General features: G+C 73.0%; 22 protein-coding genes. 5 read left to right on the forward strand and 17 right to left on the reverse strand.

Annotation, left to right across the window (positions count from 1 at the left end; translation table 11 throughout):
• Nucleotides 1-4 precede the first annotated feature (4 nt).
• Nucleotides 5-481, reverse strand: coding sequence for a DUF948 domain-containing protein (locus tag OG550_RS07050; RefSeq protein ID WP_327675706.1), 477 nt, complete (start codon nt 479-481; stop codon nt 5-7).
• A 227-nt stretch (nt 482-708) separates the two neighbouring features.
• On the opposite strand from OG550_RS07050, the gene OG550_RS07055 reads away from it, so the two are divergent.
• Entirely contained in the window at nt 709-2,898 is a 2,190-nt protein-coding gene (locus tag OG550_RS07055) for an ATP-binding protein (protein WP_327675708.1), read from the forward strand.
• A gap of 192 nt (nt 2,899-3,090) precedes the next feature.
• The gene (locus OG550_RS07060) at nt 3,091-3,384 is read left to right on the forward strand and encodes a tetratricopeptide repeat protein (protein ID WP_327683710.1); all 294 of its coding nucleotides are present in this window, start codon (nt 3,091-3,093) and stop codon (nt 3,382-3,384) included.
• 144 nt (nt 3,385-3,528) lie between these two features.
• Here OG550_RS07060 and rpsD read toward each other — a convergent pair whose 3' ends face one another.
• From rpsD to ppk2, 4 genes are all read right to left on the reverse strand, one after another.
• A complete protein-coding gene (rpsD, locus tag OG550_RS07065) occupies nt 3,529-4,143 on the reverse strand; it encodes a 30S ribosomal protein S4 (protein ID WP_063346792.1) in 615 nt (204 codons plus the stop codon).
• A gap of 320 nt (nt 4,144-4,463) precedes the next feature.
• Nucleotides 4,464-5,813: a replication-associated recombination protein A gene (locus OG550_RS07070; RefSeq protein WP_327675713.1), complete on the reverse strand. Its 1,350-nt coding sequence runs from the start codon at nt 5,811-5,813 to the stop codon at nt 4,464-4,466.
• Nucleotides 5,814-5,924: 111 nt separating this feature from the next.
• On the reverse strand, nt 5,925-6,539 hold the full coding sequence (locus OG550_RS07075) for a hypothetical protein (RefSeq protein WP_327675715.1): 615 nt from the start codon (nt 6,537-6,539) through the stop codon (nt 5,925-5,927).
• Between the two features lie 187 nt (nt 6,540-6,726).
• Nucleotides 6,727-7,515, reverse strand: a complete 789-nt coding sequence (gene ppk2 / locus OG550_RS07080) for a polyphosphate kinase 2 (RefSeq protein WP_327683712.1) — start codon at nt 7,513-7,515, stop codon at nt 6,727-6,729.
• A 335-nt stretch (nt 7,516-7,850) separates the two neighbouring features.
• Between ppk2 and OG550_RS07085 the strand changes: the two genes are divergently transcribed.
• Nucleotides 7,851-8,756: a LysR family transcriptional regulator gene (locus tag OG550_RS07085; RefSeq protein WP_327675717.1), complete on the forward strand. Its 906-nt coding sequence runs from the start codon at nt 7,851-7,853 to the stop codon at nt 8,754-8,756.
• Between the two features lie 112 nt (nt 8,757-8,868).
• Here the strand turns inward: OG550_RS07085 and OG550_RS07090 are convergent, their stop codons facing one another.
• The 4 genes from OG550_RS07090 to OG550_RS07105 all read right to left on the reverse strand — a co-directional run bounded on the left by OG550_RS07090 (nt 8,869) and on the right by OG550_RS07105 (nt 13,246).
• A complete protein-coding gene (locus OG550_RS07090) occupies nt 8,869-9,375 on the reverse strand; it encodes a GNAT family N-acetyltransferase (protein ID WP_327675719.1) in 507 nt (168 codons plus the stop codon).
• A 102-nt stretch (nt 9,376-9,477) separates the two neighbouring features.
• Nucleotides 9,478-11,268 carry an aspartate--tRNA ligase gene (aspS, locus tag OG550_RS07095; protein WP_327675721.1) on the reverse strand — a complete coding sequence of 597 codons (1,791 nt, stop codon included), beginning with the start codon at nt 11,266-11,268 and terminating at the stop codon, nt 9,478-9,480.
• Complete coding sequence (hisS, locus tag OG550_RS07100; RefSeq protein ID WP_327675723.1) at nt 11,265-12,527, reverse strand: histidine--tRNA ligase; 1,263 nt, start codon at nt 12,525-12,527, stop codon at nt 11,265-11,267. The genes aspS and hisS overlap by 4 nt, the downstream gene beginning before the upstream one ends.
• 11 nt (nt 12,528-12,538) lie before the next feature.
• On the reverse strand, nt 12,539-13,246 hold the full coding sequence (locus OG550_RS07105; protein WP_327675725.1) for an MBL fold metallo-hydrolase: 708 nt from the start codon (nt 13,244-13,246) through the stop codon (nt 12,539-12,541).
• Between the two features lie 271 nt (nt 13,247-13,517).
• Between OG550_RS07105 and OG550_RS07110 the strand changes: the two genes are divergently transcribed.
• Nucleotides 13,518-14,348: a peptidylprolyl isomerase gene (locus tag OG550_RS07110; RefSeq protein WP_327675726.1), complete on the forward strand. Its 831-nt coding sequence runs from the start codon at nt 13,518-13,520 to the stop codon at nt 14,346-14,348.
• Nucleotides 14,349-14,612: 264 nt separating this feature from the next.
• On the forward strand, nt 14,613-15,842 hold the full coding sequence (locus tag OG550_RS07115; RefSeq protein ID WP_327675728.1) for a DUF349 domain-containing protein: 1,230 nt from the start codon (nt 14,613-14,615) through the stop codon (nt 15,840-15,842).
• A 101-nt stretch (nt 15,843-15,943) separates the two neighbouring features.
• Here OG550_RS07115 and OG550_RS07120 read toward each other — a convergent pair whose 3' ends face one another.
• The 8 genes from OG550_RS07120 to ruvC all read right to left on the reverse strand — a co-directional run bounded on the left by OG550_RS07120 (nt 15,944) and on the right by ruvC (nt 25,325).
• A complete protein-coding gene (locus OG550_RS07120) occupies nt 15,944-18,376 on the reverse strand; it encodes a RelA/SpoT family protein (protein WP_442905950.1) in 2,433 nt (810 codons plus the stop codon).
• A 230-nt stretch (nt 18,377-18,606) separates the two neighbouring features.
• The gene (locus OG550_RS07125) at nt 18,607-19,158 is read right to left on the reverse strand and encodes an adenine phosphoribosyltransferase (RefSeq protein WP_327675730.1); all 552 of its coding nucleotides are present in this window, start codon (nt 19,156-19,158) and stop codon (nt 18,607-18,609) included.
• Between the two features lie 24 nt (nt 19,159-19,182).
• Nucleotides 19,183-20,289 carry a protein translocase subunit SecF gene (gene secF / locus OG550_RS07130; protein ID WP_327675732.1) on the reverse strand — a complete coding sequence of 369 codons (1,107 nt, stop codon included), beginning with the start codon at nt 20,287-20,289 and terminating at the stop codon, nt 19,183-19,185.
• 4 nt (nt 20,290-20,293) lie between these two features.
• Complete coding sequence (gene secD / locus OG550_RS07135; RefSeq protein WP_442905951.1) at nt 20,294-22,123, reverse strand: protein translocase subunit SecD; 1,830 nt, start codon at nt 22,121-22,123, stop codon at nt 20,294-20,296.
• Between the two features lie 144 nt (nt 22,124-22,267).
• Nucleotides 22,268-22,675, reverse strand: a complete 408-nt coding sequence (gene yajC, locus OG550_RS07140; RefSeq protein ID WP_327675733.1) for a preprotein translocase subunit YajC — start codon at nt 22,673-22,675, stop codon at nt 22,268-22,270.
• A gap of 247 nt (nt 22,676-22,922) precedes the next feature.
• Entirely contained in the window at nt 22,923-23,999 is a 1,077-nt protein-coding gene (ruvB, locus tag OG550_RS07145) for a Holliday junction branch migration DNA helicase RuvB (RefSeq protein ID WP_327675735.1), read from the reverse strand.
• Nucleotides 24,000-24,129: 130 nt separating this feature from the next.
• Nucleotides 24,130-24,741, reverse strand: coding sequence for a Holliday junction branch migration protein RuvA (gene ruvA / locus OG550_RS07150; protein WP_327675736.1), 612 nt, complete (start codon nt 24,739-24,741; stop codon nt 24,130-24,132).
• A complete protein-coding gene (ruvC, locus tag OG550_RS07155; RefSeq protein WP_327675738.1) occupies nt 24,738-25,325 on the reverse strand; it encodes a crossover junction endodeoxyribonuclease RuvC in 588 nt (195 codons plus the stop codon). The genes ruvA and ruvC overlap by 4 nt, the downstream gene beginning before the upstream one ends.
• Nucleotides 25,326-25,375 lie beyond the last annotated feature (50 nt).

Here is a 25,375-nt window from a genome sequence, read left to right on the forward strand (position 1 = left end):
GCCGTCAGCTCCTCACCGCGCGCCGGACCCGGGCGATCAGGCCGCTCTTCTGCACGGTCGCCGCGCGCACCTCGGCCCGGATCAGCCGGGCCAGCTCCTCGCGCTCGGACGGCTGGGCGGGCACCGACGGGCCGCCCTGCTGCTTGGCGACGGCCTTGCGCACGCCGTAGCTGAAGGCCGCGACCTTGACCAGCGGCCCGCCCAGGGTGGCCGCGACGGTGGAGGAGAGGGCGTTGGCGTTGGCCGCGGCGTCCTGCACGTTGGCGGTGATCTCGTCGACCCGCTCCAGCTGCTCGTTGGCGCTGCGCACGGCCGCGCCGGCGTCGGTCAGCAGGGGGACGGCCTGTTCGGTGACGGCGGAGACCAGGACGGTGGCCTCCTTGAGCACCCGGGAGAGGCGGACCAGGACGACCGCGAGCAGGGTGACCAGGACCGCCCAGAACACGGCGACGAGCAGACCGGCCAGCTCTCCCACGGACACTTTTGCGCGCTCCCTCGCCTTGCGGTTCTCCAGGGGAACCCTATCGCGACCACGACCGGTTTCCGGACCGGGTTATCCGGGCGGGCCCGCCCGGCGATCCGGTCGGGTGTGCGATCCGCGCGCGTAACCTACCCGCCGGTCACCTCGTTCTGCCAGGCAGGCCGCCACCCACGCGGCCCGACGGACGCCCGGACCGCAGGCCCGGGCCGGGACACGGGGAGCAGCGCTTGGACGGGGAATCCACACCGCAGCCCGGAGGTGCGCCGCCGGGGCGGCTGCCGGCGGAGGTCACCAGCTTCGTCGGCCGGCAGCGGGAGCTGACCGAGCTGGCCCGGCTGCTGGCGGGGCAGCGGCTGGTGACGGTGACCGGCCCGGGCGGGGTCGGCAAGAGCCGGCTGGCGCTGCGCGCGGCGGCCCGGGCGGCCGGCGCGTTCCCGGACGGCACCTGGCTGGTCGAGGTCGCGCCCGTGCAGGACCGGCAGCTGCTGGGGCACGCCGTCCTGGAGGCGCTGCGGCTGACCGACGGCACGGCCCGGCCCCCGCTGGACGTGCTGGTCGAGCAGCTGGCCGGCCGGCGGCTGCTGCTGGTGCTGGACGGCTGCGAGCACCTCGTGGAGGCCTGCGCGGAGCTGGTCCGGGCACTGCTGCGGGCGCTGCCCGGGCTGCGGGTGCTCACCACCAGCCGGGTGGCGCTGCGGACGGCCGGCGAGCACCTGCTGACCCTGGCGCCGCTGCCGGTCGGCCCGGTGCGCCCGGGGGTGCTGCCGGACGCGGTGCGGCTGTTCGCGGACCGGGCCCGGGCGGTGGTGCCCGCCTTCGACGTCTCGACCGAGGGCGCGGAGGTGATCGCCCGGCTCTGCCGACGGCTGGACGGCATCCCGCTGGCCGTGGAGCTGGCCGCCGGGCGGCTGCGGGCGCTGTCGGTGGCGCAGATCGGCGCCCGGCTGGACGACCGGTTCCGGCTGCTGACCGGGGGCGACCCGACGGCCCTGCCGCGCCACCAGACGCTCCGCACGACGATCGGCTGGAGTCACGAGCTCTGCACAGTGCAGGAACGTTTACTCTGGGCCCGCCTCTCGGTCTTCGCGGGCGGCTTCGACCTGGACGCCGCCGAGTACGTGTGCGCCGGCCGGGGCGTCGACCCGGACGAACTGCTCGACCTGCTGACCGAGCTGGTCGCCAAGTCCGTGGTGCTGCGCGAGGACTGCGCCTACGGCGTCCGGTTCCGGCTGCTGGACACCGTCCGCGAGTACGGGCTGCAGTGGCTGCGCGCGGCCGGGGACGAGCAGCGGCTGCTGCGCCGGCACCGCGACTGGTACCTGGGCGTGGCCACCTGGGGCGAGGTCGAGTGGTTCGGCCCCCGGCAGGCGGAGACCGCCGAGCGCACCGAGCTGGTGCACGCCGACCTGCGGGCCGCGCTGGAGTTCTGCCTGGCCGAGCCCGGCGAGGAGCAGCTCGCGCTGCTGATGGCCGGCACGCTCTGGTTCTACTGGGTCGGCTGCGGACACCTCGGCGAGGGGCGGCACTGGCTGGACCGCGCGCTGGCGCTGGACCCGGAGCCGACCGGGGCCAGGGCCAAGGCGCTCTGGGTGACCGGCTACATGGCCACCCTCCAGGGGGACCTGGTCGCCGCCCGGCCCGCCCTGGAGGAGTGCCGCCGCCAGGCGCTGGCCACCGGCGACGACCGCGCGCTCGCCTACGCCGTGCACCGGCAGGGCTGCGCGGCGCTGATCGGCGACGAGCCGGCCCGCGCCGCCGAGCTGTTCGAGGAGGCCCTCTGGCACTACCGGACCATCGGCGAGCTGAACAGCAACGTGCTGATGGCGATGTTCGAGCTGGGCATCGCCTACCTCTTCCAGGGCGACCAGGAGAGCGGCGAGCTCTGGCTGGGGCAGGCCCGCGAGCTCTGCGAGGAGCACGGCGAGCAGTGGGCGTACGCGTACGCCCTCTACGCCCTCGCGTACGCGCACTGGCTGGACGGCGAGGTGCGGCCCGCCCGGGCGCTGGCCCGGGAGAGCGTCCGGCTCAACCACCTGTTCAACGACCTGCTGGGGATCGTGCTGGCGATCGACCTGCTGGCGCTGCTGGAGACGGAGCCGGCCGGCCCGGGCGAGCCCGGCGACCTGCGGGAGGCCCGGGTGCTCCAGGGCGCGGCGCACCGGATCTGGCGGACGGTGGGCAAGCCGTTCTTCGGTTCGCGGACCTTCAACGGACCGCACCGGGCCTGCGAGGAGCGGGCCGGGGCGGGACTGACCGAGCAGGAGTTCACCGACTTCTTCGCCTCCGGCGCCCGGCTCGACCTGGACGCGGCCGTGTCCCGGGCGCTCGGCGGCGGGGAGCACCCGGGCGGCCCCGGCCACGGGACCGGGCCCGGGCCGGTGCCGCCGACGCCGCAGCCGTCCCCCGTCTGGCACTGAGCGGGCGGCGGAGCCGGCGGGGGTCTCCGGGGGCCGCGCGGGCCCGCCCCGGTCCGCCCGGCCTCGCCCCGGTCCCGCGCCGGTCCCGCACCCGGGAATAGTTGAATCTTGTCCATTGCTGGAGCGGCCAGAGACACCCGGCCCGTACGGAAGGAGCACCCCGTGGCCACCCACACCGCCGACCAGTACCGCATGGCGACGTTCTACTTCGAGTCCAAGGCGTACACCGACGCCGCCCGGATGCTGGAGGACGTGCTCGCCGAGGAGCCGGCCAACCTCTCGGTCCGGATGCTGCTCGCCCGCAGCTACTTCCACTCCGCCCAGCTCTCCCGGGCCGAGGCCGAACTGCGCCGGGTACTGGACTCCGACCCGGCCGAGGACTACGCCCGGCTGATGCTCGGCCGCACGCTGGAGCGCCAGGGCCGCGCCGAGGAGGCCCGCCCGCACCTGCGGCTCGTCGCCGCGATGACCGGCGAGGAGTACTGAGCCGGTCCGCGTCCGCCGTGGTCCCGGACCACACGGTCCGGCGCCGCGGCCGCATCACGGCGGCGGCACCGGAAAAGGGGCGAGCCCCCGTCGCCACGAGGGCGACGGGGGCTCGCTGGGTACGGCAGGCGTACCGCTCGCGGGTCAGCGCGAGTAGTACTCGACGACGAGCTGCTCGTCGCAGATCACCGGGACCTCCTTGCGCTGCGGCGCGCGGTCCAGGCGGAAGGCCAGGGCCTTCAGGTTGACCTCAAGGTACTTCGGGGTCTGGCCCTCGCCCGCGTAGCCACCCTCACGGGCGACCTGGAACGGGACCTTCTCCTTGCTGCGCTCGCGGACGGTGACCACGAAGCCCGGCTTCATCTGGTACGACGGCTTGTTGACCTTGCCGCCGTTGACCTCGATGTGACCGTGGACGACCATCTGGCGGGCCTGGTAGATGGTGCGGGCGATGCCCGAACGCAGCACCAGGGAGTCCAGGCGGGTCTCCAGCTCGGCGACGAGCGCCTCACCGGTCTTGCCCTCGGCCTTCTTCGCGCGGTCGAACGCGCGCGCCATCTGCTTCTCGCTCAGGTCGTACTGGGCGCGCAGACGCTGCTTCTCAAGCAGACGGACCTTGTAGTCCGAGTTCTGCTTGCGACCACGGCCGTGCTGGCCGGGCGGGTACGGGCGGGCCTCGAAGTACTTGACGGACTTCGGGGTCAGCGGCACGCCGAGCGCACGCGCGATCTTGACCTTGGGACGCTTCTGGTTCGCCATGAACCAAACCTTCCTTGCTTATGAATACGGCTTCACCAGGTGTTGACGGAGGTCGCTCGTCGCGACCCGGAGAAAACCCCACCGCCCTTGCGGGCAGTGCGATCAGCCGCTCTCCGGAGCCGGGCACGGAAGTGCTTGCACACGAGTGGCCCACCGCGGACGAGCCGGTGGGCTGCACGCGACACCGAAACGGTGCGCAACGCTCCTGGGCCCCCGCGGAGGAGGGCCTGGCCGGTGTCCCGCTGGTGCGGCCGGTCGGTCGGGGTCTCCCCCTGTCCGCCGTCCCGGGACATGGCACTCCGCACGAGTATACCCGGGGATCACTCGCCCCTGAGCCGCCCCCTGGTCCACTCCACGACGTCCGCGTACCGGGCCTCCCCGCCCCGCCGGGTCGGCTGGTAGTACTCCTTGCCGTGCACCGCGTCCGGCGCGTACTGCTGGGCCGCGATCCCCTCGGGCAGGTCGTGCGGGTACCGGTAGCCCTTGCCGTGGCCCAGCTTGCCGGCACCGCCGTAGTGCGCGTCCCGCAGGTGCGGCGGCACCGGACCCGCCAGACCCTGCCGGACGTCCGCCAGCGCCGCGTCGATCGCCAGGTAGGCGGCGTTGGACTTGGGCGCCAGCGCCAGCGCGATCGCCGCCTGGGAGAGGATGATCCGCGCCTCGGGGAAGCCGATCAGCGCCACCGCCTGGGCCGCCGCCACCGCCGTCTGGAGCGCGGTCGGATCGGCCAGGCCGACGTCCTCGCTGGCCGAGATCATCAGCCGGCGGGCGATGAACCGCGGATCCTCGCCCGCCTCGATCATCCGCGCCAGGTAGTGCAGGGTCGCGTCCACGTCGCTGCCCCGGATCGACTTGATCAGGGCGCTGGCCACGTCGTAGTGCTGGTCGCCGTCCCGGTCGTAGCGGACGGCGGCCTGGTTGACGGCGGTCTCGGTGGTGGCCAGCGTGATGCTCGCCTCGCCCTTCTCCAGCGCCGCACCGGCCGCGGCCTCCAGCGTGGTGAGCGCCTTCCGGGCGTCCCCGCCGGCCAGCCGGACCAGGTGGTCCTCGGCCTCCGCGGTCAGCTCCACCGCACCCTCCAGGCCGCGCTCGTCGGCCACCGCGCGGTGGAGCAGCGAGCGGACGTCGTCGTCGGTCAGCGACTCCAGGGTGAGCAGCAGCGAGCGGGAGAGCAGCGGGGAGATCACCGAGAAGTACGGGTTCTCGGTGGTCGCGGCGATCAGGGTGACCCAGCGGTTCTCCACGGCGGGCAGCAGCGAGTCCTGCTGCGCCTTGGAGAAGCGGTGGATCTCGTCCAGGAAGAGCACCGTCTCCCGGCCGCTCATGCCGACGGCGCGGCGGGCGCCGTCGATGACGGCGCGGACCTCCTTGACCCCGGCGGTGATCGCGGACAGCTCGACGAAGCGGCCCTCGACGGCCTGGCTGATCACGTGCGCGAGCGTGGTCTTGCCGGTGCCGGGCGGGCCCCAGAGGATCACCGAGCTGGTCGCGGCCGGGCCGCGCGACCCGGCGACCAGGCGTTGCAGCGGTGAGCCGGGCTTCAGCAGCTGACGCTGCCCGGCCACCTCGTCGAGGGTGCGCGGGCGCATCCGCACGGCGAGCGGGGCCCGGCCGGGCTCCTTGGCCTGGCGTTCCTCGGCGGCGGCGGTGAAGAGGTCCGGTTCGTCCACACCGGAAGCCTATGCGAGCACGCCGACAGCCCGGTCCGGCACCGCGGAGCCCGCCCGCCGCCGCCCGCCGCCGCGGCCGTCCAACGCCGCCGCCAGCGCCGGCGGCGGCGCCTACGCGTGCTTCGGCAGGTCCAGCACCACGGCCTCGAACTCCTCCAGCGAGCGCAGCGTCACCCCGCCGGCACCCACCGCCCTGGCCCGGGCCCCGGCGACCGCCCCGCGGGAGGCCACCAGCGCGGCCCGGCTCTCGAAGAGCCCGCCCACCGACCCGCGCTCGTCCTCGACGCTGAACAGCATGGAGCCGCCGAGGAACCCGTCCAGCCGCTGCATGGCGGGCAGCGCCTGCTCGCGGAAGGCGGCGGCGATCCGGTCGCCCTGCGCCCGGTCGAAGTCGAACCGGGCCAGCCGGAACCAGGCGCCCGGACCGGCCTTGACGGGCCGGGCGGCCACCACGGCCTCCCAGACGTCGGTGGTCACCGTCCCGGCGAAGGGGGCCAGCAGCTCGGCGCGCCGGCCGCGCAGCCGTTCGTCGCTGTCCCGCTCCGCCTCGGCGCTCTCCCACCAGGAGCCCAGGGTGAGGATGCCGAGCTGCCGGTCGGCGAACAGCCCGAAGCCCCGGTAGCCGGGCTGCGGGGCGAGGAGTCCGACCGCCTCGGCCCGGAGGCCGTCGAGGGCCTGGTCCAGTGCGGCCGGGTCGCCGGTGGCGTAGACCGTACGAACGAACATGGGCGGGTCTCCTGACCTCCGGCGGGCGCCGCGCCGGGCGCCCGCGCCTTCCCGAGCACATCCATCGCACGCCGCGGGAGGGGCCCCGGCAACGCCGCGCGGCCGTTCGGAGCAGTTCCGGCGCCCACCCCGCCGACCGCCGGTCCCCGCGCCCTCCGGCCCCTCCGCCTCCAGCCCCCTCCGCCGCTCAGTCCCGGCCCAGGCCCGCCGCGTGGTCCGGGACGTACTTCTGCAGGTCACGCGGAGGGCGCCGGTAGCCGCGCGAGGCGGGCCGGGGCGGCAGGACGATCTTCCGCGGGCCGACCTCCCGGTAGGGGACGGTGGAGAGCAGGTGGGCGATCATGTTGATCCGGGCCCGCCGCTTGTCGTCGCTCTCCACCACGTTCCAGGGCGACTCCGGGGTGTCGGTGTGGACGAACATCTCGTCCTTGGCCCGCGAGTAGTCCTCCCAGCGGGTGACCGACTCGACGTCCATCGGCGAGAGCTTCCACCGCTTCATCGGGTCCGCCAGCCGGTCCCGGAAGCGCCGCTCCTGCTCGGTGTCGCTGACCGAGAACCAGTACTTGCGCAGCAGCACGCCGGACTCGGTGATCATCCGCTCGAAGGTCGGGCACTGGTGCAGGAACTGCCGGTACTCCTCCTCGGTGCAGAAGCCCATCACCTTCTCCACCCCGGCCCGGTTGTACCAGCTGCGGTCGAACAGGACGATCTCCCCGGCCGCCGGCAGGTGCTCGACGTACCGCTGGAAGTACCACTGGGTGCGCTGGCGCTCGGTGGGCGTGGGCAGCGCGACCACCCGGGCGATGCGGGGGTTCAGATACTCCGTCACCCGCTTGATCGCCCCGCCCTTGCCGGCCGCGTCCCGCCCCTCGAACACCACCACCACCCGGGCCCCCTCGGCCCGCACCCACTCCTGGAGCTTCACGAGTTCCTGCTGGAGCCGGAGCAGTTCCCGCTCGTACGGCTTCCTCGCCAGCCGCCCGGCCGTCGGCTCCCCGGCGGACCGGCCGTCACCCCCGGAGCGGCCGTCCCCGGCGGACCGGCCGTCACCGCCGGCCCTCCCGCCCGGACCGCTCTGCTCGCGCTTGGCCTTGGCTGCCACCTGGGTGCCTCCGTTCGGCGGGGTGCTGATGACCCCTCACGGTAGGCGCTCCGCGTGGTTCCCGCAGGTCCTGGGCCTCCGGCGCGGCAGCGGCGGCCCCCTGAACCGCCGCTGCCGGGCTCCCCCGTGGACCGGCCCGAGGGCCGAACGATCAACCATGACCCAGACCTGCCGGACAGGTCCAATTTCCGGTTCCATAACCTTGGGGCATGGATGTGGACACCCGGCTGCTGCGCAGCTTCGCCGCGGTCTGCGAGGAGGGCCAGCTGACCGCCGCCGCGGCCCGGCTGTTCGTCTCCCAGCCGACGCTGACCAAGCAGATCCGCCAACTGGAGGCGCTGCTCGGGGTGGAGCTGTTCGAACGGTCCCGGCGCGGCATGTCCCCCACCCGGGCCGGCCGGGCCCTGGCCGCCCACACCGGCGCGATCATGTCCGGCTGGGAGGAGGCGCTGCGCGCCACCCGGGCGGCCGCGGCGGAGCAGGGCTCGACGCTGCGGGTGGGTTTCGAGGGCGGCATCATCAACCTGATGACCCACCGCACGGTCGCCGACTTCACCCGGCGGATGCCGGGCTGGCAGGTGGAGCTGCGGCAGAACAACTGGTTCGACCCGACCTCGGGCCTGGCGACCGGCGAGATCGACCTGACGCTCTGGCACGCACCGCCGTCGCTGTCCGAGCGGTTCAACGTCGCCGTGCTGGGCGAGGAACCGCGCTGCGCGGCGCTGCCGGCCGGACACCGGCTCGCCGACCGCGCGGTCATCGACTTCGAGGAACTGCTGGACGAGCCCTTCGTGGCGATCCCGCACGAGTCGGGGCACTGGCGGGAGTACTGGCTGGCGGTCCGGGAGCGGGGCGGGCGACCTGTGCGGATCGGCGCGGTGGCGCACAACACCGACGAGTGGCTGGCCGCTGTGGTGTGCGGCCAGGGCGTCGGTTTCGCCCCGGAGACGATGAGCCGGCTGGCACCGCGCGAGGATGTCGCGTACCGGCCGGTGCGGGGACTCAGCCCGAGCCAGGTCGGGCTGTACTGGCCGAAGGACCGGAGGCTGACGCCCGCCATGGCCGCGTTCGTGCGCAGCTGCCGGGCCACGGTCGGCTTCGGCGGCAGGCCGTAGGACCCGTCGGAGCCGGACCCCGCTGCCGGGCCGTCGGAGGCGGCCCGCAGGCGTCCGGTTCCGGGCCTCGGGCCCGCACCGCGGGCCCCGGGCGTCGGGGGGTCGGGACGCCCTAGTCGGCCTCGAAGGGGTCGGGGTACTGGCACAGCCCCCGCGGGGAGCCGTCGTACCCGGGCAGGGCGAGCGCCTGGAAGTAGGCCTCCGGCACCTCGAACGGCCCGCTGACCTCGTGCCGCTGGGCCGGGATGAACCCGAACCGCCCGTAGTAGTCCGGATCGCCGAGGACGACGACCAGCTTCTCGCCGGCCTCCTCGGCGGCGGTCAGCGCCGCCTTGACCACGAGCTCGCCGACCCCCTTGCGCTGCCACTCCGGCGCGACCGCGACCGGCGCGAGCGCGAGGCCGTGGCCCTCGCCGACCCGCAGCCGGGTGAGCAGCGCGTGCCCGACCACGAGCCCGGCGTCGTCCACCGCGACCACCGACAGGCCGGGCAGCCAGGCGGGGTCGCGGCGCAGCGCGTCCACCAGGTCGGCCTCGTCCGGGCCGGGGAAGGCGGCCATGTGGACGCGTCTGGTGGCGGGTGCGTCCTCGGGACACTCGACTCTGGTACTGACCTTCACAGGGGAACCCTCTCTCTGTCACACACCGTTGTGGACCGGCCCCGGACGACGGTGATGCCGTCCGGGGCCGTGAAAGGTTAGCCGATGTCGGCCGATGCGGCGTCAGGCCTTCGGCTGGGCCTCGGACTTGGCGTCCTCGCGGACCTTCGGCTGGGCGTCGACGCCGGCCTCACGGCGCTGCGCCGGCGTGATCGGGGTGGGGGCGCCGGTCAGCGGGTCGCCGCCGGTGGACGTCTTCGGGAACGCGATGACGTCCCGGATGGTGTCGTACCCGCCGAGCAGGGTGACGATCCGGTCCAGGCCGAAGGCGACGCCACCGTGCGGCGGCGGGCCGTAGTTGAAGGCGTCCAGCAGGAAGCCGAACTGCGAGGCGGCCTCCTCCTCGGAGAGGCCGATCGCGTCGAACGCCCGCTTCTGCACGTCCCGCTGGTGGATACGGATCGAACCGCCGCCCAGCTCCGAGCCGTTCAGCACCAGGTCGTAGGCGTTGGAGAGCGCCGGGCCCGGGTCGGTGTCGAAGGTGGCCAGCGACTCCGCGGTCGGGGCGGTGAACGGGTGGTGCACCGCGTGCCAGCCCTGGAACTCGCCCTTGTCGTCCTCGATGGGCTCGAACATCGGGAAGTCGACGACCCAGAGGAAGGCCCACTGGGACTCGTCGATCAGCTCGCAGCGGCGGCCGATCTCCAGGCGGGCGGCGCCGAGCAGCTCCTGCGAGGGGCGCTGCTTGCCGGCCGCGAAGAAGATCGCGTCGCCGTTCTTGGCGCCGGCGGCGGCGGCCAGGCCGGCCAGGTGCTCCTCGGAGAGGTTCTTGGCGACCGGACCGCGCAGCTCGCCGGTCTCGGCGTCGATCAGCACGTAGGCGAGGCCGCGGGCGCCGCGCGCCTTGGCCCAGTCCTGCCAGGCGTCGAGCTGCTTGCGCGGCTGCGAGGCGCCGCCCGGCATGACCACGGCGCCGACGTACGGGGCCTGGAAGACCCGGAACGAGGTGCCCTGGAAGTACTCGGTGAGGTCGGTGAGCTCCTGGCCGAACCGGACGTCCGGCTTGTCGGAGCCGTAGCGGCCCATGGCGTCGGCGTAGGTCATCCGCGGCAGCGGGTTCGGGACCTCGTAGCCGTGCACCTCGCTCCAGATCGAACCGATGATCTTCTCGCCGAGGGCCAGGATGTCCTCCTGGTCGACGAACGAGGCCTCGATGTCCAGCTGGGTGAACTCCGGCTGCCGGTCGGCGCGGAAGTCCTCGTCGCGGAAGCAGCGGGCGATCTGGTAGTAGCGCTCCATGCCGGCCACCATCAGCAGCTGCTTGAACAGCTGGGGCGACTGCGGGAGGGCGTACCAGTGGCCGGGCTGGAGGCGGACCGGGACGAGGAAGTCGCGGGCGCCCTCGGGGGTGGAGCGGGTGAGGTACGGCGTCTCGATGTCGAGGAAGTCGTTCTCCTCCATCACCCGGCGGATGATGTTGCTGACCTTGGAGCGCAGGCGCAGGCCCTTGGCCGGGCCCTCGCGGCGCAGGTCCAGGTAGCGGTAGCGGAGGCGGACCTCCTCGTTGACCGTGCCGGGCTCGTACTCGGCGACCGGGAACGGCAGCGGCGCGGCCTCGGAGAGGACCTCGATCGCGCTGACCACGACCTCGACGGCGCCGGTCGGGATGTCCGGGTTCTCGTTGCCCTCGGGGCGCACGCGGACGTCGCCGACCACCTTGACGCAGTACTCGGCGCGCAGGCCGTGCACCGAGTCGAGGTCGCGGACCACGATCTGCACGGTGCCGGAGGCGTCGCGCAGGTCGATGAAGGCGACGCCGCCGTGGTCGCGGCGGCGGGCGACCCAGCCGGCCAGGGTGACGGTGGTGCCTGCGTGCTCCGGGCGGAGCGTGCCCGCGTCGTGCGTGCGGATCACAGCTGCTTCTCCTTCAGGGTGGTGACGAGTGCGTCGAGGGCGACGGGGTTCTGCTCGCCGGTGGTCAGGTCCTTGAGCTGGACGACGCCTTCGGCGAGGTCCCGGTCCCCGGCCACGAGGGCGAAGCGGGCGCCGGACCGGTCGGCGGACTTCATGGCGTTCTTGATGCTCTTGACGCCGAAGGCGAGGTCGGTGGCGACGCCGGCCCGGCGCAGCTCGACCACCTTGGCGAACAGGACGTTCTTGGCCTCCTCGCCGAGCGCGACGGCGTAGACGGAGGTGGCGGCGGGCAGGTCGAGGGCGACGCCCTCGGCCTCCAGCGCCAGGAAGGTGCGGTCCACGCCGAGGGCCCAGCCGACGGACGGCAGCGCGGGGCCGCCGATCATCTCGGAGAGGCCGTCGTAGCGGCCGCCGCCGCCGATCGCGGACTGGGCGCCGAGGCCGTTGTGCACGAACTCGAAGGTGGTGCGGGTGTAGTAGTCCAGGCCGCGGACCAGCTTCGGGTCGTCGGTGAAGGCCACGCCGTTGGCGGTGAGCAGCTCGCGCACCTTCTCGTCGTAGGCCTTGCAGTCCTCGCACAGGAAGTCGCGCAGCATCGGGGCGCCGGTGAGCTGGGCCTGCACCGACTCGCGCTTGTCGTCCAGGACGCGCAGCGGGTTGATCCCGGCGCGGCGGCGGGTGTCCTCGTCGAGGTCCAGGCCGTCCAGGAACTCGATCAGCGCGGCGCGGTACACCGGCCGGCACTGCTTGTCGCCGAGGCTGTTGAGCAGCAGCGTGTAGTCGCTCAGGCCGAGCGAGCGGAAGGCGTCGTCGGCCAGGATGATCAGCTCGGCGTCGAGCGCCGGGTCCTCCGCGCCGATCGCCTCGGCGCCGACCTGGGAGAACTGTCGGTAGCGGCCCTTCTGGGCCCGCTCGTAGCGGTAGTACGAGCCGGAGTACCAGAGCTTGACCGGCAGGTTGCCCTGCTTGTGCAGGTTCGCCTGGAGCGCGGCGCGCAGCACCGAGGCGGTTCCCTCGGGGCGCAGCGCGAGCTCGTCGCCGCCCTTGGTGGTGAGGTTGTACATCTCCTTGGTGACGATGTCGGTGGACTCGCCGACGCCGCGGGAGAAGAGCTTCACGTCCTCGAAGACCGGGGTCTCGACGTAGCCGTAGCCGGCCCGGCGGGCGGGCGCGGCGATCGCCTCGCGGATCGCCAGGAAGGTCGCGGAGCTGGGGGGCAGCAGGTCGTAGGTGCCCTTGGGGGCGGTGAAGGTGCTCAACTTCTCTTCCGTCACATTCCTCGTCGCGGGAAAGCCGGGGCGCCGGCGGGCCCCGCTGCCTCTCGGAGGTAGGGGTTGGTGGCGCGCTCACGGCCGATGGTGGTCTGTCCGCCGTGGCCGGAGAGGACCACGGTGGCGTCGTCGAGGGGCAGGCACACCCGGGCCAGCGACCGCATGATCGCCTCGCTGTCCCCGCCCGGGAGGTCGGTTCGCCCTATGGAGCCGGCGAAGAGCAGGTCACCCGAGAAGAGCACCGGGGGGAGGTCCTCGGCGCCGGGTGTCCGGAACGTCACCGACCCCCCGGTATGGCCGGGGGCGTGGTCGACGGTGAGGGAGAGGCCGGCCAGCTCCAGCACGCTGCCGTCGGTCAGCTCGCGCACGTCGTCGGGCTCGCCGACGGTGAGTTCGCCCATCAGCTGCGTGCCGAGCGAGCGGCCGAGCGCCTTCTCCGGGTCGCTCATCATGTAGCGGTCCTCGGGGTGGATCCAGGCGGGGACGCCCCTGGCGCCGCAGACCGGGACCACCGAGGCGACGTGGTCGATGTGGCCGTGGGTGAGCAGCACGGCGACCGGCTTCAGGCGGTGCTCGCGGACCATCTCCTCGACGCCCCGCGCGGCCTGGTGGCCGGGGTCGACGATGACGCACTCCTCGCCCGGCGCCGGAGCGACCAGGTAGCAGTTGGTGCCCCAGGCTCCAGCGGGGAATCCGGCGATGAACACGCGCGTCCTTCGGGTGTCGGTCTTCGGCTGTCGGTCGTGGCGGCGGCCAGGGGACGCGGCTACGAACGGTGATGTAGGGGCAGCCTACCGGCGGGGCGGGCCCGGTTGCGAACCAGATGGGCGTGACAGGTTCACTGCGACCTGACAGGTTCACCCCGTTCTTACGGTCGCGGTCCCTACACTTGGCCGCCGATGGATGCGATGATCCGCATCGGCATCCGCACACGAAGCCCCCACATCCGAGACCGCACATCCGTAGGAGACTGAGCCGGTGGTCAGCAGCGAACAGCGGCGGCGGCAGCTCGCCCGTGACAAGTACGAGCGCCAGATGGAGCGCCGGGTCGCCGACGCGGCCAAGCGCAGGCGCCGCAACTCGATCCTGGGCGCCTCGCTCGCCGTGGTCGTGCTGGCCGGCGGCGGCACGCTGTTCGCCACCGGCGCCTTCGACTCGGACGACAAGAAGGACTCGTCGAGCGCCCAGGCCGCGCCCACCCCCACCGAGCCCGCCGTCCCGACCCGCAAGCCGGTCGAGGGCTGCGCGGAGCCGGCGCCGGGCGCGCCGAACGGCAAGCAGTGGCAGGCCGAGCCGGCGATGACCGTCGACGCGGCGGCCACCTACACCAGCACGCTGGACACCAACTGCGGCAAGGTGACGCTCACCCTGGACGCGGCCAAGGCCCCGCACACGGTGAACTCCTTCGCGTTCCTCTCCGGCGAGCAGTACTTCGACCACACCAAGTGCCACCGCCTCACCACCGAGGGCATCTTCGTGCTGCAGTGCGGCGACCCGACGGCGAGCGCCACCGCCCCCGGCGGCACCGGCGGCCCGGGCTACAAGTTCGCCGACGAGAACCTGACCGGCGCCACCTACCCGGCGGGCACCGTGGCGATGGCCAACGCCGGCCCGGGCACCAACGGCAGCCAGTTCTTCCTGGTCTACAAGGACACCCAGCTCGGCCCGAACTACACCCCGTTCGGCAAGATCACCGGCGGCCTGGACGTGGTCCAGAAGATCGCCGCCGCGGGCACCCTGGAGGGCGGCGGGGACGGCCACCCGATGGCCGACGTCACTCTCAACACGGTGACGACCGCGAAGGGTTGACCCGTCCCGGGGCCGCCCGCCGCCGCCCGCGCGGCGCCCGGCGGGGCGGCCCCGGCCCGAAATCGCCCGGCCCGGATGCGGACAGCACCGGTCCTGGTCGCCTATGTTGGCGTTGTGTAGGGTGCCCAGACCCGCCGGCCGTCACCCTCGGCAGCAGAACACGGCGGGCGGGGACGGCGGACTCATCGGTCCGCCGCACATCAACTGTGGACGACGAACGCGGACCGCCCCGGCGCGGACGCGACGTCATGTGGAGGACGCGCTATGAGCAGCGACCCGTGGGGCCGTGTCGACGAGCAGGGCACGGTCTACGTCAGGACGGCCGACGGCGAACGCGTCGTGGGTTCCTGGCAGGCCGGCTCGCCCGAAGAGGCGCTCGCCTACTTCGAGCGCAAGTACCAGGGCATCGAGGTGGAGATCGGCCTGCTGGAGAAGCGGGTGCGCACCACCGACCTGGCCGCCAAGGACGCCCAGGCCGCGCTGGACCACCTGCGCGAGCAGGTCACCGAGGCGCACGCGGTCGGTGACCTCGCCTCGCTGGCCAAGCGGCTGGACACGCTCGCCGGCGAGATCGAGAGCCGCCGCGAGGAGCGCAAGGCCGCCCGGGCCAAGGCCCAGGACGAGACCCGCACCGCCAAGGAGGCGCTGGTCGCCGAGGCCGAGCAGCTCGCCGAGTCCACCCAGTGGCGGGAGGCCGGCGACCGGCTGCGCGCCCTGGTGGACACCTGGAAGGGCCTGCCCCGGCTGGACCGCAAGAGCGACGACGAGCTGTGGCACCGCTTCTCGCACGCCCGCTCGGTCTTCTCCAAGCACCGCAAGTCGCACTTCGCGGCCCTGGACGCCGAGCGCGACCAGGCCCGGCTCACCAAGGAGGCGCTGGTCGCCGAGGCCGAGGCGCTCTCCTCGTCCACCGAGTGGGGCGACACCGCGGCCTCCTACCGCGACCTGATGGCGCGCTGGAAGTCCGCCGGGCGCGCCCAGCGCGACATCGAGGACGAGCTGTGGGCGCGGTTCCGCGGCGCCCAGGACGTCTTCTTCCAGGCGCGCTCCGCGGTGTTCAGCGAGCGCGACGCCGAGCAGGTCGCCAACCAGAAGCTCAAGGAGGCGCTGGCGGCCGAGGCCGAGGCGATCCTGCCGATCACCGACCTCAAGGCGGCCAAGGCCGCGCTGCGCGAGGTGAACGAGCGCTGGGAGGCGATCGGTCACGTGCCGCGCGACGCCCGGCCGAAGCTGGACGGCCGGCTGAACACGGTCGAGCGGGCGATCCGCGAGGCCGAGGACTCCGAGTGGAAGCGCTCCAACCCGGAGGCCAAGGCCCGCGCCGCCGGCATGGTCGGCCTCTTCCAGGCCAAGGCCGACAAGATCCAGACCGACCTGGACAAGGCCCGCGCGGCCGGCAACGCGAGCAAGGTCGCCAAGCTGGAGAACGAGCTGGCCGGCGTCCGGACCCTGCTGGAGCAGGCGCACCGGAGCCAGGAGGAGTTCAGCGGCTGATCCCGGCCCGCTGATCCCGGGCCGTCGCGGACGCGGCCGACGGACACGAGGAAGGGCCCCCGGGGGAATCCCCCGGGGGCCCTTCCCTTCGCCGCCGTCCGCTACTTGCGGGCCGAGGTGACCCGGTAGACGTCGTAGACGCCCTCGACGCCGCGGACCGCCTTGAGCACGTGGCCCAGGTGCTTCGGGTCGCCCATCTCGAAGGTGAACCGGCTCATCGCCACCCGGTCGCGGGAGGTCTGCACCGCCGCCGACAGGATGTTGACGTGCTGGTCGGAGAGGACCCGGGTGACGTCCGAGAGCAGCCGGGAGCGGTCCAGCGCCTCGACCTGGATGGCCACCAGGAAGACCGAGGACTGGGTGGCCGCCCACTCGACGTCGATCATCCGCTCGGGCTGCTGGCTGAGCGCCTCCACGTTGACGCAGTCGGCGCGGTGCACCGAGACGCCGTTGCCGCGGGTGACGAAGCCGACGATGCCGTCGCCGGGCACCGGGGTGCAGCAGCGCGACAGCTTGACCCAGACGTCCTCGACGCCCTTGACGATCACACCGGGGTCGCCCTTGGCCCGCCGGCGCACCGCCCGGCGGTTGTCGTGGGTCGGCGTCGCCGTCTCGGCGAGGTCCTCGGTGGCACCCTCCTCGCCGCCCAGTGCCTGCACCAGCTTCTGGACGATGTTCTGCGCGGCGACGTGGCCCTCGCCGATCGCCGCGTAGAGCGAGGAGATGTCCGGGTAGCGCATCTCGTGGGCCAGCGTGACCAGCGAGTCGCCGGTCAGGATCCGCTGGATCGGCAGGCCCTGCTTGCGCATCGCCCGGGCGATGGCGTCCTTGCCCTGCTCGATCGCCTCCTCGCGGCGCTCCTTGGAGAACCAGGCACGGATCTTGTTGCGGGCCCGCGGCGACTTGACGAAGCCGAGCCAGTCCCGGGACGGGCCGGCGTTCTCCGCCTTGGAGGTGAAGACCTCCACGGCGTCGCCGTTCTCCAGGGTCGACTCCAGCGGCACCAGCCGCCCGTTCACCCGGGCCCCTATGGTCCGGTAGCCGACCTCGGTGTGCACCGCGAAGGCGAAGTCCACCGGGGTGGCGCCGGCCGGCAGGGCTATGACGTCGCCCTTGGGCGTGAAGACGAAGACCTCGTTGCTGGCCAGGTCGAAGCGGAGCGACTCCAGGAACTCGCTCGGGTCGGCGGTCTCCTTCTGCCAGTCCAGCAGCTGCCGCAGCCAGGCCATCTCGTTGACGGCGCCGGCCTTGTCGTCCTTGCGGGTCTGGGTCGGGGTGTCGGTGCGCACCTTGGAGGCGCCGGCCACCGCGCGCTGCTTGTACTTCCAGTGCGCCGCGATCCCGTACTCGGCCCGGCGGTGCATGTCGAAGGTGCGGATCTGCAGCTCGACGGGCTTGCCCCCGGGACCGATCACCGTGGTGTGCAGCGACTGGTACATGTTGAACTTGGGCATCGCGATGTAGTCCTTGAACCGCCCCGGCACCGGGTTCCACCGCGCGTGGATGGTGCCCAGCGCCGCGTAGCAGTCGCGGACGGTGTCGACCAGGACCCGGATGCCCACCAGGTCGTAGATCTCGGCGAAGTCCCGGCCCCGGACGATCATCTTCTGGTAGACCGAGTAGTAGTGCTTCGGCCGGCCGGTGACGGAGGCCGTGATCCGGGCGCCCCGCAGGTCGCCCTGGACCTGGTCGATGACGGTCGCCAGGTACTCGTCCCGCTTGGGGGCGCGCTCGGCGACCAGCCGGACGATCTCGTCGTACATCTTGGGGTAGAGGATCGCGAAGGCGAGGTCCTCCAGCTCCCACTTGATGGTGTTCATGCCCAGCCGGTGTGCCAGCGGGGCGTAGATCTCCAGCGTCTCGCGGGCCTTCTTCTCCTGCTTCTCCCGCTTGAGGTAGCGCATGGTGCGCATGTTGTGCAGGCGGTCGGCGAGCTTGATCACCAGGACCCGGGGGTCCTTGGCCATCGCGACGACCATCTTGCGGACCGTCTCGGCCTGCGCGGCCTCGCCGAACTTGACCCGGTCCAGCTTGGTGACGCCGTCGACCAGCAGGGCCACCGAGTCGCCGAAGTCCTTGCGCAGGGTCTCCAGGCCGTAGTCGGTGTCCTCGACGGTGTCGTGGAGCAGCCCGGCCATCAGGGTCGGGGCGTCCATCCCCAGCTCGGCCAGGATGGTCGCGACCGCCAGCGGGTGGGTGATGTACGGGTCGCCGCTCTTGCGCTTCTGCCCCCGGTGCCACTTCTCGGCGACCGCGTACGCCTTCTCGATGTCGCGCAGCAGCGCCGGATCGGCCTTGGGGTCGTTGGCCCGGATCGACCGGAAGAGCGGCTCCAGCACGGGGTTGAGCACGCTGGAGCGCTGGCCGCCGAGCCGGGCCAGACGGGCGCGCATCCCGCCGGTGGTCGAGGGGCGGCCCGCCGGGGCCACCGCACGGGACGGGGTCGACGCCGGGCGTGCCGGGGTGGCCCCCGAGGGCGTGGGCCGGTTCTCGGGGGCGGCCGCAGCGGCCGTGGGCACAACCTCGTCGGGCAAGGACACTCCTCAGGGCGCTCGGCCTGCCCCTCCGCGCGGGCCGCGCGACCCGCACAACCGGGAGGGGATGAATCTTCATGGTACCGAGCCGGGCGCCGGGGCGTTCGGTCGGCCGCCCCCGGACACGCACCGGACACACGACCGACACGAACCGGTCGGCCCCGGAACGCCGACGAGCGGCGGCCGGATTCCTCCGGCCGCCGCTCGTCGCAGCGTTGGGCCCGCCCGGTTCAGACGGTGACCAGCGTCTCCAGCGGAGCCGCGCCCAGGTGCGGCGCCAGCCGCTCGCGCCCGTCCAGGAAGCCCAGCTCCATCAGGACCACGACGCCCGCGAGCTCGGCGCCGGCCTCCTTGACCAGGTCCAGCGAAGCACCGATCGTCCCGCCGGTGGCCAGCACGTCGTCCACCACCAGCACCCGCTCACCGGGCGCGAAGGCGTCGCACTGGACCTCCAGCGTCGCCGAGCCGTACTCCAGCTCGTACGAGCGGCGGAACACCTCGCCGGGCAGCTTGCCCTGCTTGCGGATCGGCACGAAGCCGAGCCCGGCCGCGAAGGCCGCCGGGGCCGCCAGCACGAACCCGCGCGCCTCCAGGCCGACCACCTTGGTCGCCCCGAGCTCCCTGGCCCGGTCCGCCAGCGCCCGGGTGAGCGCCGCGAAGGCCTCGGCGTCGGCGAGCAGCGGCGCGATGTCCTTGAACAGCACGCCCGGCTTCGGGTAGTCCGGGACGTCCCTGATCCGGCTGTTCAGCAGCTGGGCCAGGGTGGTGTCGGCGGTGGTCACGAAGGGTCCTTAGGGTCGGCGGGGTCAGCGATTGGTGGACGGACGGCCCTTGGCACGCGTGGTGCCGGCCGCCCTTCCGCGCTGACCGACCATACCCGCCGGCTGCTCGTCCCCGGAGCCGTCCTCGCCGTCCTCGCCACCGGCGTCCCTGGCCGCCTCGGCCTTGGCGTCCGCGGCGCGCCGCTGGGCGACCCGCTTGGCCAGGGCCTTCATCTCCGGCTGCTCCTCCTTCAGCTGCGCGAGCAGCGGGGTGGCGACGCAGATCGAGGAGTAGGCACCGGCGGCGAGGCCGATGAACAGCGCGAGCGAGATGTCGTTCAGCGTGCCGGCCCCGAGGAAGCCGCCACCGATGAACAGCAGCGCCGCCACCGGGAGCAGGGCGACCACGGTGGTGTTGAGCGAGCGGACCAGGGTCTGGTTGAGGCCCGCGTTGGCCGCGTCGCTGTAGGTGAGCTTGTTCTGCTTCGTGAGGTCCTTGGTGTTCTCCTTCACGGTGTCGAAGACGACGACCGTGTCGTAGAGGGAGTACCCGAGGATGGTCAGGAAGCCGATCACGGTGCCGGGGGTGACCTCGAAGCCGACCAGGGCGTAGACGCCGATGGTGATCAGGAGGTCGTGGATGAGGGCGACCAGTGCGGCCACCGCCATCCGCCACTCGAAGGCGATCGCGAGGTAGATCGTCACCAGGATCATGAAGATGACCAGACCGGTGAGGGCCTTGTTGGAGATCTGCTCACCCCAGCTGGGGCCGATCACCTGGGCCTCGATCTCCTGGACCGGGACACCGAGCCCCTTCGCCAGGCTCTCGGTGATGACCGAGGAGGAGACCTTCTCCTCGGAGGAGACCTGGATGCGGATCTTGCCGTTCTCGGTCGACTGCACCAGCGGGTGCGACTCGACGATCTTGTCGACCGCCTCCTGCGTCTGCGAGATCGTGAGCCCGGGCTTGGCCACGGTGTAGACCGAGCCGCCCTTGAACTCGATGCCCAGGTGGAGGCCCATCGTCAGGCCGATCGCGGCGACCAGGACGATCACCCCGGAGATGCTGTACCAGAGCTTGCGGCGCCCGACGAAGTCGAAGCTGACCTCGCCCTGGTAGAGCTTGTGGCCCAGATTGGAGAAGCGTGACACGGTGTCAGGCCTCCTTCACGGCGGCGGAGGACGAGGGGTTGCGGCGACGGGTGCTGCGCAGCGGCGGGCGGGCACCCAGCCGCTTCGGGTCCAGGCCCGACCACGGGTGGCCGTCGGAGAAGAACTTCTTGCGGGCCAGCAGCGTGATCAGCGGCTTGGTGAAGAGGAAGATCACCACGACGTCGAGCGCGGTGGTCAGACCCAGCGTGAACGCGAAGCCCTGCACCTTGCCGACCGAGACCACGTAGAGCACGGCGGCACAGAGGAAGGAGACGAAGTCCGACACCAGGATGGTGCGCCGGGCGCGCGGCCAGGCCCGCTGGACCGCCGGGCGCAGCGGGGCGCCCTCGCGGACCTCGTCGCGGATCCGCTCGAAGTACACGATGAAGGAGTCGGCGGTGATACCGATCGCGACGATCGCACCGCAGACCGCGGGCAGGTTCAGCGCGAAGCCGATCCCGGCGCCGAGCAGGCTCATGATCGAGTAGGTCAGGGCCGCCGAGACGAGCAGACCGGCGATCGAGACCAGGCCCAGGCCGCGGTAGTACACCAGCGAGTAGAGGACCACCAGGACCATGCCGATCAGGCCGGCGACCAGACCGGCCTTCAGCTGGTCCCCGCCGAGCTGCGGGGAGACGGTGGTGACGTCGCTGGTGGTGAACTCCAGCGGCAGCGCGCCGAAGCTCAGCTGGTTGGCGAGGCCCTGCGCCTCGGCCTGGGTGAAGCTGCCCGAGATCACGGCCGAGCCGCCGGGGATGGCGCCGCGCACGTACGGGTGGGAGACGACCTGGCCGTCCAGCACGATGGCGAACTGGTTGGCCGGCTGGGGCTGGGAGGCCAGCTGGCCGGTGACGGCGGTGAAGGCGTCGGTGCCCTTGCCGTTGAACTGCAGCTGGACCTGCCAGCCGCCGCCCTGCTGGGTGTCGATGGTGGCCTGCGCCTTGGAGACGTCCTTGCCGAAGACCGCGACCGGGCCGAGGGCGAGCTTGTACCAGACGCCGTCCTCCTGCTTCTGGCTGCAGGCGACGGCCGGCGCGCCCTCGGAGGTCTGGTGGTTCTGGCGCTGCTCCAGCTTGCTGCAGTCGAGTGCGGCGAACTGGGCCGCCAGCTCCGGCGGCACGGTGCCCGAGGTCATCGCGGCGGAGAGGTCCGGCGTGGCCGGGGGCGTGGCGGCGGCGCTCGGGGTGCCGGTCGCGGCGGCGCCGGTGGCGGCCGCGGACGGGGTCCCGGTGGCCGCGGCGCCGGTGGCGGCGGCGGTCGGCGTGGTGTCGGCCGCGAGGGCCTCGCCGGCCGGCCGGCCCTGCTTGGTGGCGCCGGTGCTGGGCGCGGCCGCCGTGGCGCCGGCGCTCGGGGTGCCGGTGGCCGCCGGGGTGCCGGTGGCGGACGGGGCGGCGCTGCCGCTCGCCGACGGGGTGTCGGTCGGGGCCGGGGCCTGGAGACCGCTCGGCGCGAGGGCGAGGACCGGGCGGAAGTACAGGTTCGCGGTGGATCCGACCTGGTCGGCCGCGGTCTGCTTGTCACCGCCCTTGGGGATGTTCACGATGATGTTGCGGTCGCCCTGGGTCTGGACCTCCGCCTCGGAGACACCCATCCCGTTGACCCGCTGCTCGATGATCCCGGTGGCGATGTCCATGTTGGACTTGTTGATCGCCTTGGGGTCGGTCGACTTCGCGCTCAGCGTGATGCTGGTGCCGCCTGCGAGGTCGATCCCGAGGCGGGGCTTGGTGTGACCCGTCCCGAACATGAGGGCGACCAGTCCGACGGTGACGACCAGGATGAGGGCCAGCGCCCGCCCTGGGTAGCCGTCGCGCGGGCGCGACTTGGGTGTTGCCACCTTGCTCGTTTCTCCCTGTCCATGCCACTTCCCCCCACCGGACCCCGCCCTGCGCGTGGCTGGACGGGGTGTGGCGGAACTGCGGCCCTGAGTCCTGTGGGCTCGCGGCGGTGCGCCGCGCGGCCGGGCGGGTGCCCGACCGTACTACTTGCTCGCGGGAGCGCCGCCCTCGGCCTCGGCCTTCTCCGCGCCGTCCTTGCTGAGCGACAGCGGCTGCTCGTCCGCCGGCTCGATCGCGGCGTCCTCGTCGGAGGCCTCGGACAGCTCGTCGTCGGCGGGGCGGCCGTTGATGATCGCGTCGTACTCCGCGGGATCCAGGACCGCCGCGATCGCACTCTTGGTGAAGTGGGTGACCACGCCGGGCGCGATCTCCAGCTCGACGGTCTCGTCGTTGACCGCCTTCACCTGGGCGTACAGGCCGCCGATGGTGCGCACCCCCGCCCCTGGCTCCAGCGCGGTCTGCATCTTCTGCATCTGCTGCTGGCGCTTCTTCTGCGACCGGAACATGAGCACGATCGCGATGATCGGGAGGAGAAGGATGATGAGGTTCACTGCAGCCAGGGTCCTTTACGGGCCGCCGGCCGGCGGCCTGTGTGGTATTGGTCGTCCCGTCGGGTGAGAGGGGCGGTCCGGCGGAGTCTAGGCGACCCCGAACTGATCGGACAACGCCAAGCATCGCATCCTGCCGCCGAAAGTGGCGAGCCTCGGCCTGCACAGTTTCCCGGGACTTCCCCCACGGCTTCTCCAGCCGCCCCCTGGGCGGGCGTGCACGGTGCGCACACGCTCCGTTCTCACCCTTTCAGCCCTGTTCGGGTCGGAAAAGCTCCGGTTGGGCCGGTACGGCACCCCTGGCGACCTGGGCCGGCGGGGTGAGACCGAGGTGCTGCCAGGCGGCGGGGGTGGCGATCCGCCCGCGCGGGGTGCGGGCGAGCAGGCCCTCGCGGACCAGGAAGGGCTCGGCGACCTCCTCGACCGTCTCGGACTCCTCCCCCACCGCGACGGCCAGGGTGGACAGTCCGACCGGACCCCCGCCGAACAGCCGCAGCAGCGCGTCCAGCACCGCGCGGTCCAACCGGTCCAGGCCGCGGGCGTCGACCTCGTAGACGTCCAGCGCCTGGTTGGCGATGTCGACGGTGACCACGCCGTCGTGCCGGACCTGCGCGTAGTCGCGGACCCGGCGCAGCAGCCGGTTGGCGATGCGCGGCGTGCCCCGGGAGCGGCCGGCGATCTCGGCGGCGCCGGCCGGGTCGATCTCGACGTCCAGCAGGGCGGCCGAGCGGTGCACCACCCGCTGGAGCTCCGACGGGGCGTAGAACTCCATGTGCCCGGTGAAGCCGAACCGGTCGCGCAGCGGCGGCGGCAGCAGTCCGGCCCGGGTGGTGGCGCCGACCAGGGTGAACGGCGGCAGCTCCAGCGGGATGGCGGTGGCGCCCGGACCCTTGCCGACGATCACGTCGACCCGGAAGTCCTCCATCGCCATGTAGAGCATCTCCTCGGCGGGCCGCGACATCCGGTGGATCTCGTCGAGGAAGAGCACCTCGCCCTCGGTGAGCGAGGAGAGGATCGCCGCGAGGTCGCCGGCGTGCTGGATCGCCGGGCCGGAGGTGATCCGGATCGGGGCGCCCAGCTCGGCCGCGATGATCATCGACAGGGTGGTCTTGCCGAGCCCGGGCGGGCCGCTGAGCAGCACGTGGTCGGGGGCGGTGCCGCGCTGGCGGGCGGCCTGGAGCACCAGTGACAGCTGCTCGCGCACCCGCTCCTGGCCGATGAACTCGTCCAGCTGCCGGGGGCGCAGCGCGGCCTCGACGGCCTGGTCCTCGCCGTCGGCGGCGGCCGTCACCAGCCGGTCGGCCGGGTCGGAGTCGTACGGGCTCATGCCCTCTCCTCGCTCGGCCCGGCGGTCTCGCCGGCGCCCCTCTGGATGGTTCGCGCGCTCACGTGCTGCGGGCTCCAATGTCGACAAGGTGACAGGTGGTCAGATCGGTGGGGCGACACAAGGTCCGTGGTCAGCGGGCCCGGTTGAGGGTCCGCAGGGCGGACCGCAGCAGGGTGCCGACGTCCGGGACGGACTGCGTCTCGGCCTCCGGGGTGACGGCGGCGACCGCCTCGTCCGCCTCGCGCGGCGCGTAGCCGAGGCCGACCAGCGCCGCGTGCAGCTGCTCGCCCCACGGCGCCGGGCCGGTGGCGACCGGCTTCTGCGCCGGCACGCTGCCGTGCGGGGCGCCCAGCTTGTCCTTGTACTCCAGCAGCAGCTTGGCGGCCTTGGCCTTGCCGATGCCGGGCACCGCGATCAGGGCCCGCTCGTTGCCGGCGGCGACGGCGGCGCGCAGCTCGTCCGGGCTGTGCACGCCGAGCATCGCCTGGGCGAGCCGCGGGCCGACGCCGGGCGCGGCCTGGAGGATCTCGAAGACCGCGCGCTCGTCGTCGTCGGCGAAGCCGTACAGGGTGAGCGAGTCCTCCCGGACGACCAGCGAGGTGGCGAGCCGGGCGGGTTGGCCGGGCCGCAGGGCGGCGGCGGTGGCCGCGGTGACCTGGACGGCCATCCCCACGCCGCCGACCTCGACGACGACGGTGGTGCCGCTGATCACGGCCACCGGTCCCTGGACGAACGCGATCATCGGGCGGCTCCTCGGGTGGGACGGGCGGAGTACGGGCGGGCGGTGGGCGCCTTGGCGGGGGCCGTCCCCGCCGGGGCCGCCTTGGCCAGCGCGGCGGCGATCCGGTCGGTGGCACCGCCGCGCCAGATGTGACAGATGGCCAGCGCCAGCGCGTCGGCGGCGTCGGCCGGCTTGGGCGGGGCGTCCAGCCGCAGCAGCCGCTGCACCATGGCGGTGACCTGGGCCTTGTCGGCCCGTCCCGAGCCGGTGACGGCGGCCTTGACCTCGCTCGGCGTGTGCAGGGTGACCGGTATGCCGCGCCGGGTGGCGCACAGCATGGCGACCGCGCTGGCCTGGGCGGTGCCCATCACGGTACGCACGTTGTGCTGGGCGAAGACCCGCTCGACGGCGACCAGGTCGGGCCGGTGCTCGTCGAGCCAGCCCTCGATGCCCTGCTCGACGAGGAGCAGCCGGTGCCCGATCTCGGCGTCGGCGGGCGTGCGCACCACTCCGACCCCGACCATCCGCAGCGGCCGGCCGGGCGCGCCGTCGACCACGCCGACCCCGCACCTGGTCAGCCCCGGGTCCACACCCAGTACCCGCACTCCTGCCCCGCCTCTCGATGGATCGCCACTCGACGGATCGCCACCCGGTC

Source organism: Kitasatospora sp. NBC_00458 (genome assembly GCF_036013975.1).
Classification (GTDB): domain Bacteria; phylum Actinomycetota; class Actinomycetes; order Streptomycetales; family Streptomycetaceae; genus Kitasatospora.

Excerpts from the sequence above, each read along its gene's own strand:
- OG550_RS07115 (WP_327675728.1), top strand. The coding sequence starts at position 14,613 with ATGAGCAGCGACCCGTGGGGCCGTGTCGACGAGCAGGGCACGGTCTAC.
- rpsD (WP_063346792.1), bottom strand. The coding sequence starts at position 4,143 with ATGGCGAACCAGAAGCGTCCCAAGGTCAAGATCGCGCGTGCGCTCGGC.
- OG550_RS07060 (WP_327683710.1), top strand. The coding sequence starts at position 3,091 with ATGGCGACGTTCTACTTCGAGTCCAAGGCGTACACCGACGCCGCCCGG.
- ruvA (WP_327675736.1), bottom strand. The coding sequence starts at position 24,741 with ATGATCGCGTTCGTCCAGGGACCGGTGGCCGTGATCAGCGGCACCACC.
- OG550_RS07085 (WP_327675717.1), top strand. The coding sequence starts at position 7,851 with ATGGATGTGGACACCCGGCTGCTGCGCAGCTTCGCCGCGGTCTGCGAG.
- ruvB (WP_327675735.1), bottom strand. The coding sequence starts at position 23,999 with ATGAGCCCGTACGACTCCGACCCGGCCGACCGGCTGGTGACGGCCGCC.
- OG550_RS07075 (WP_327675715.1), bottom strand. The coding sequence starts at position 6,539 with ATGTTCGTTCGTACGGTCTACGCCACCGGCGACCCGGCCGCACTGGAC.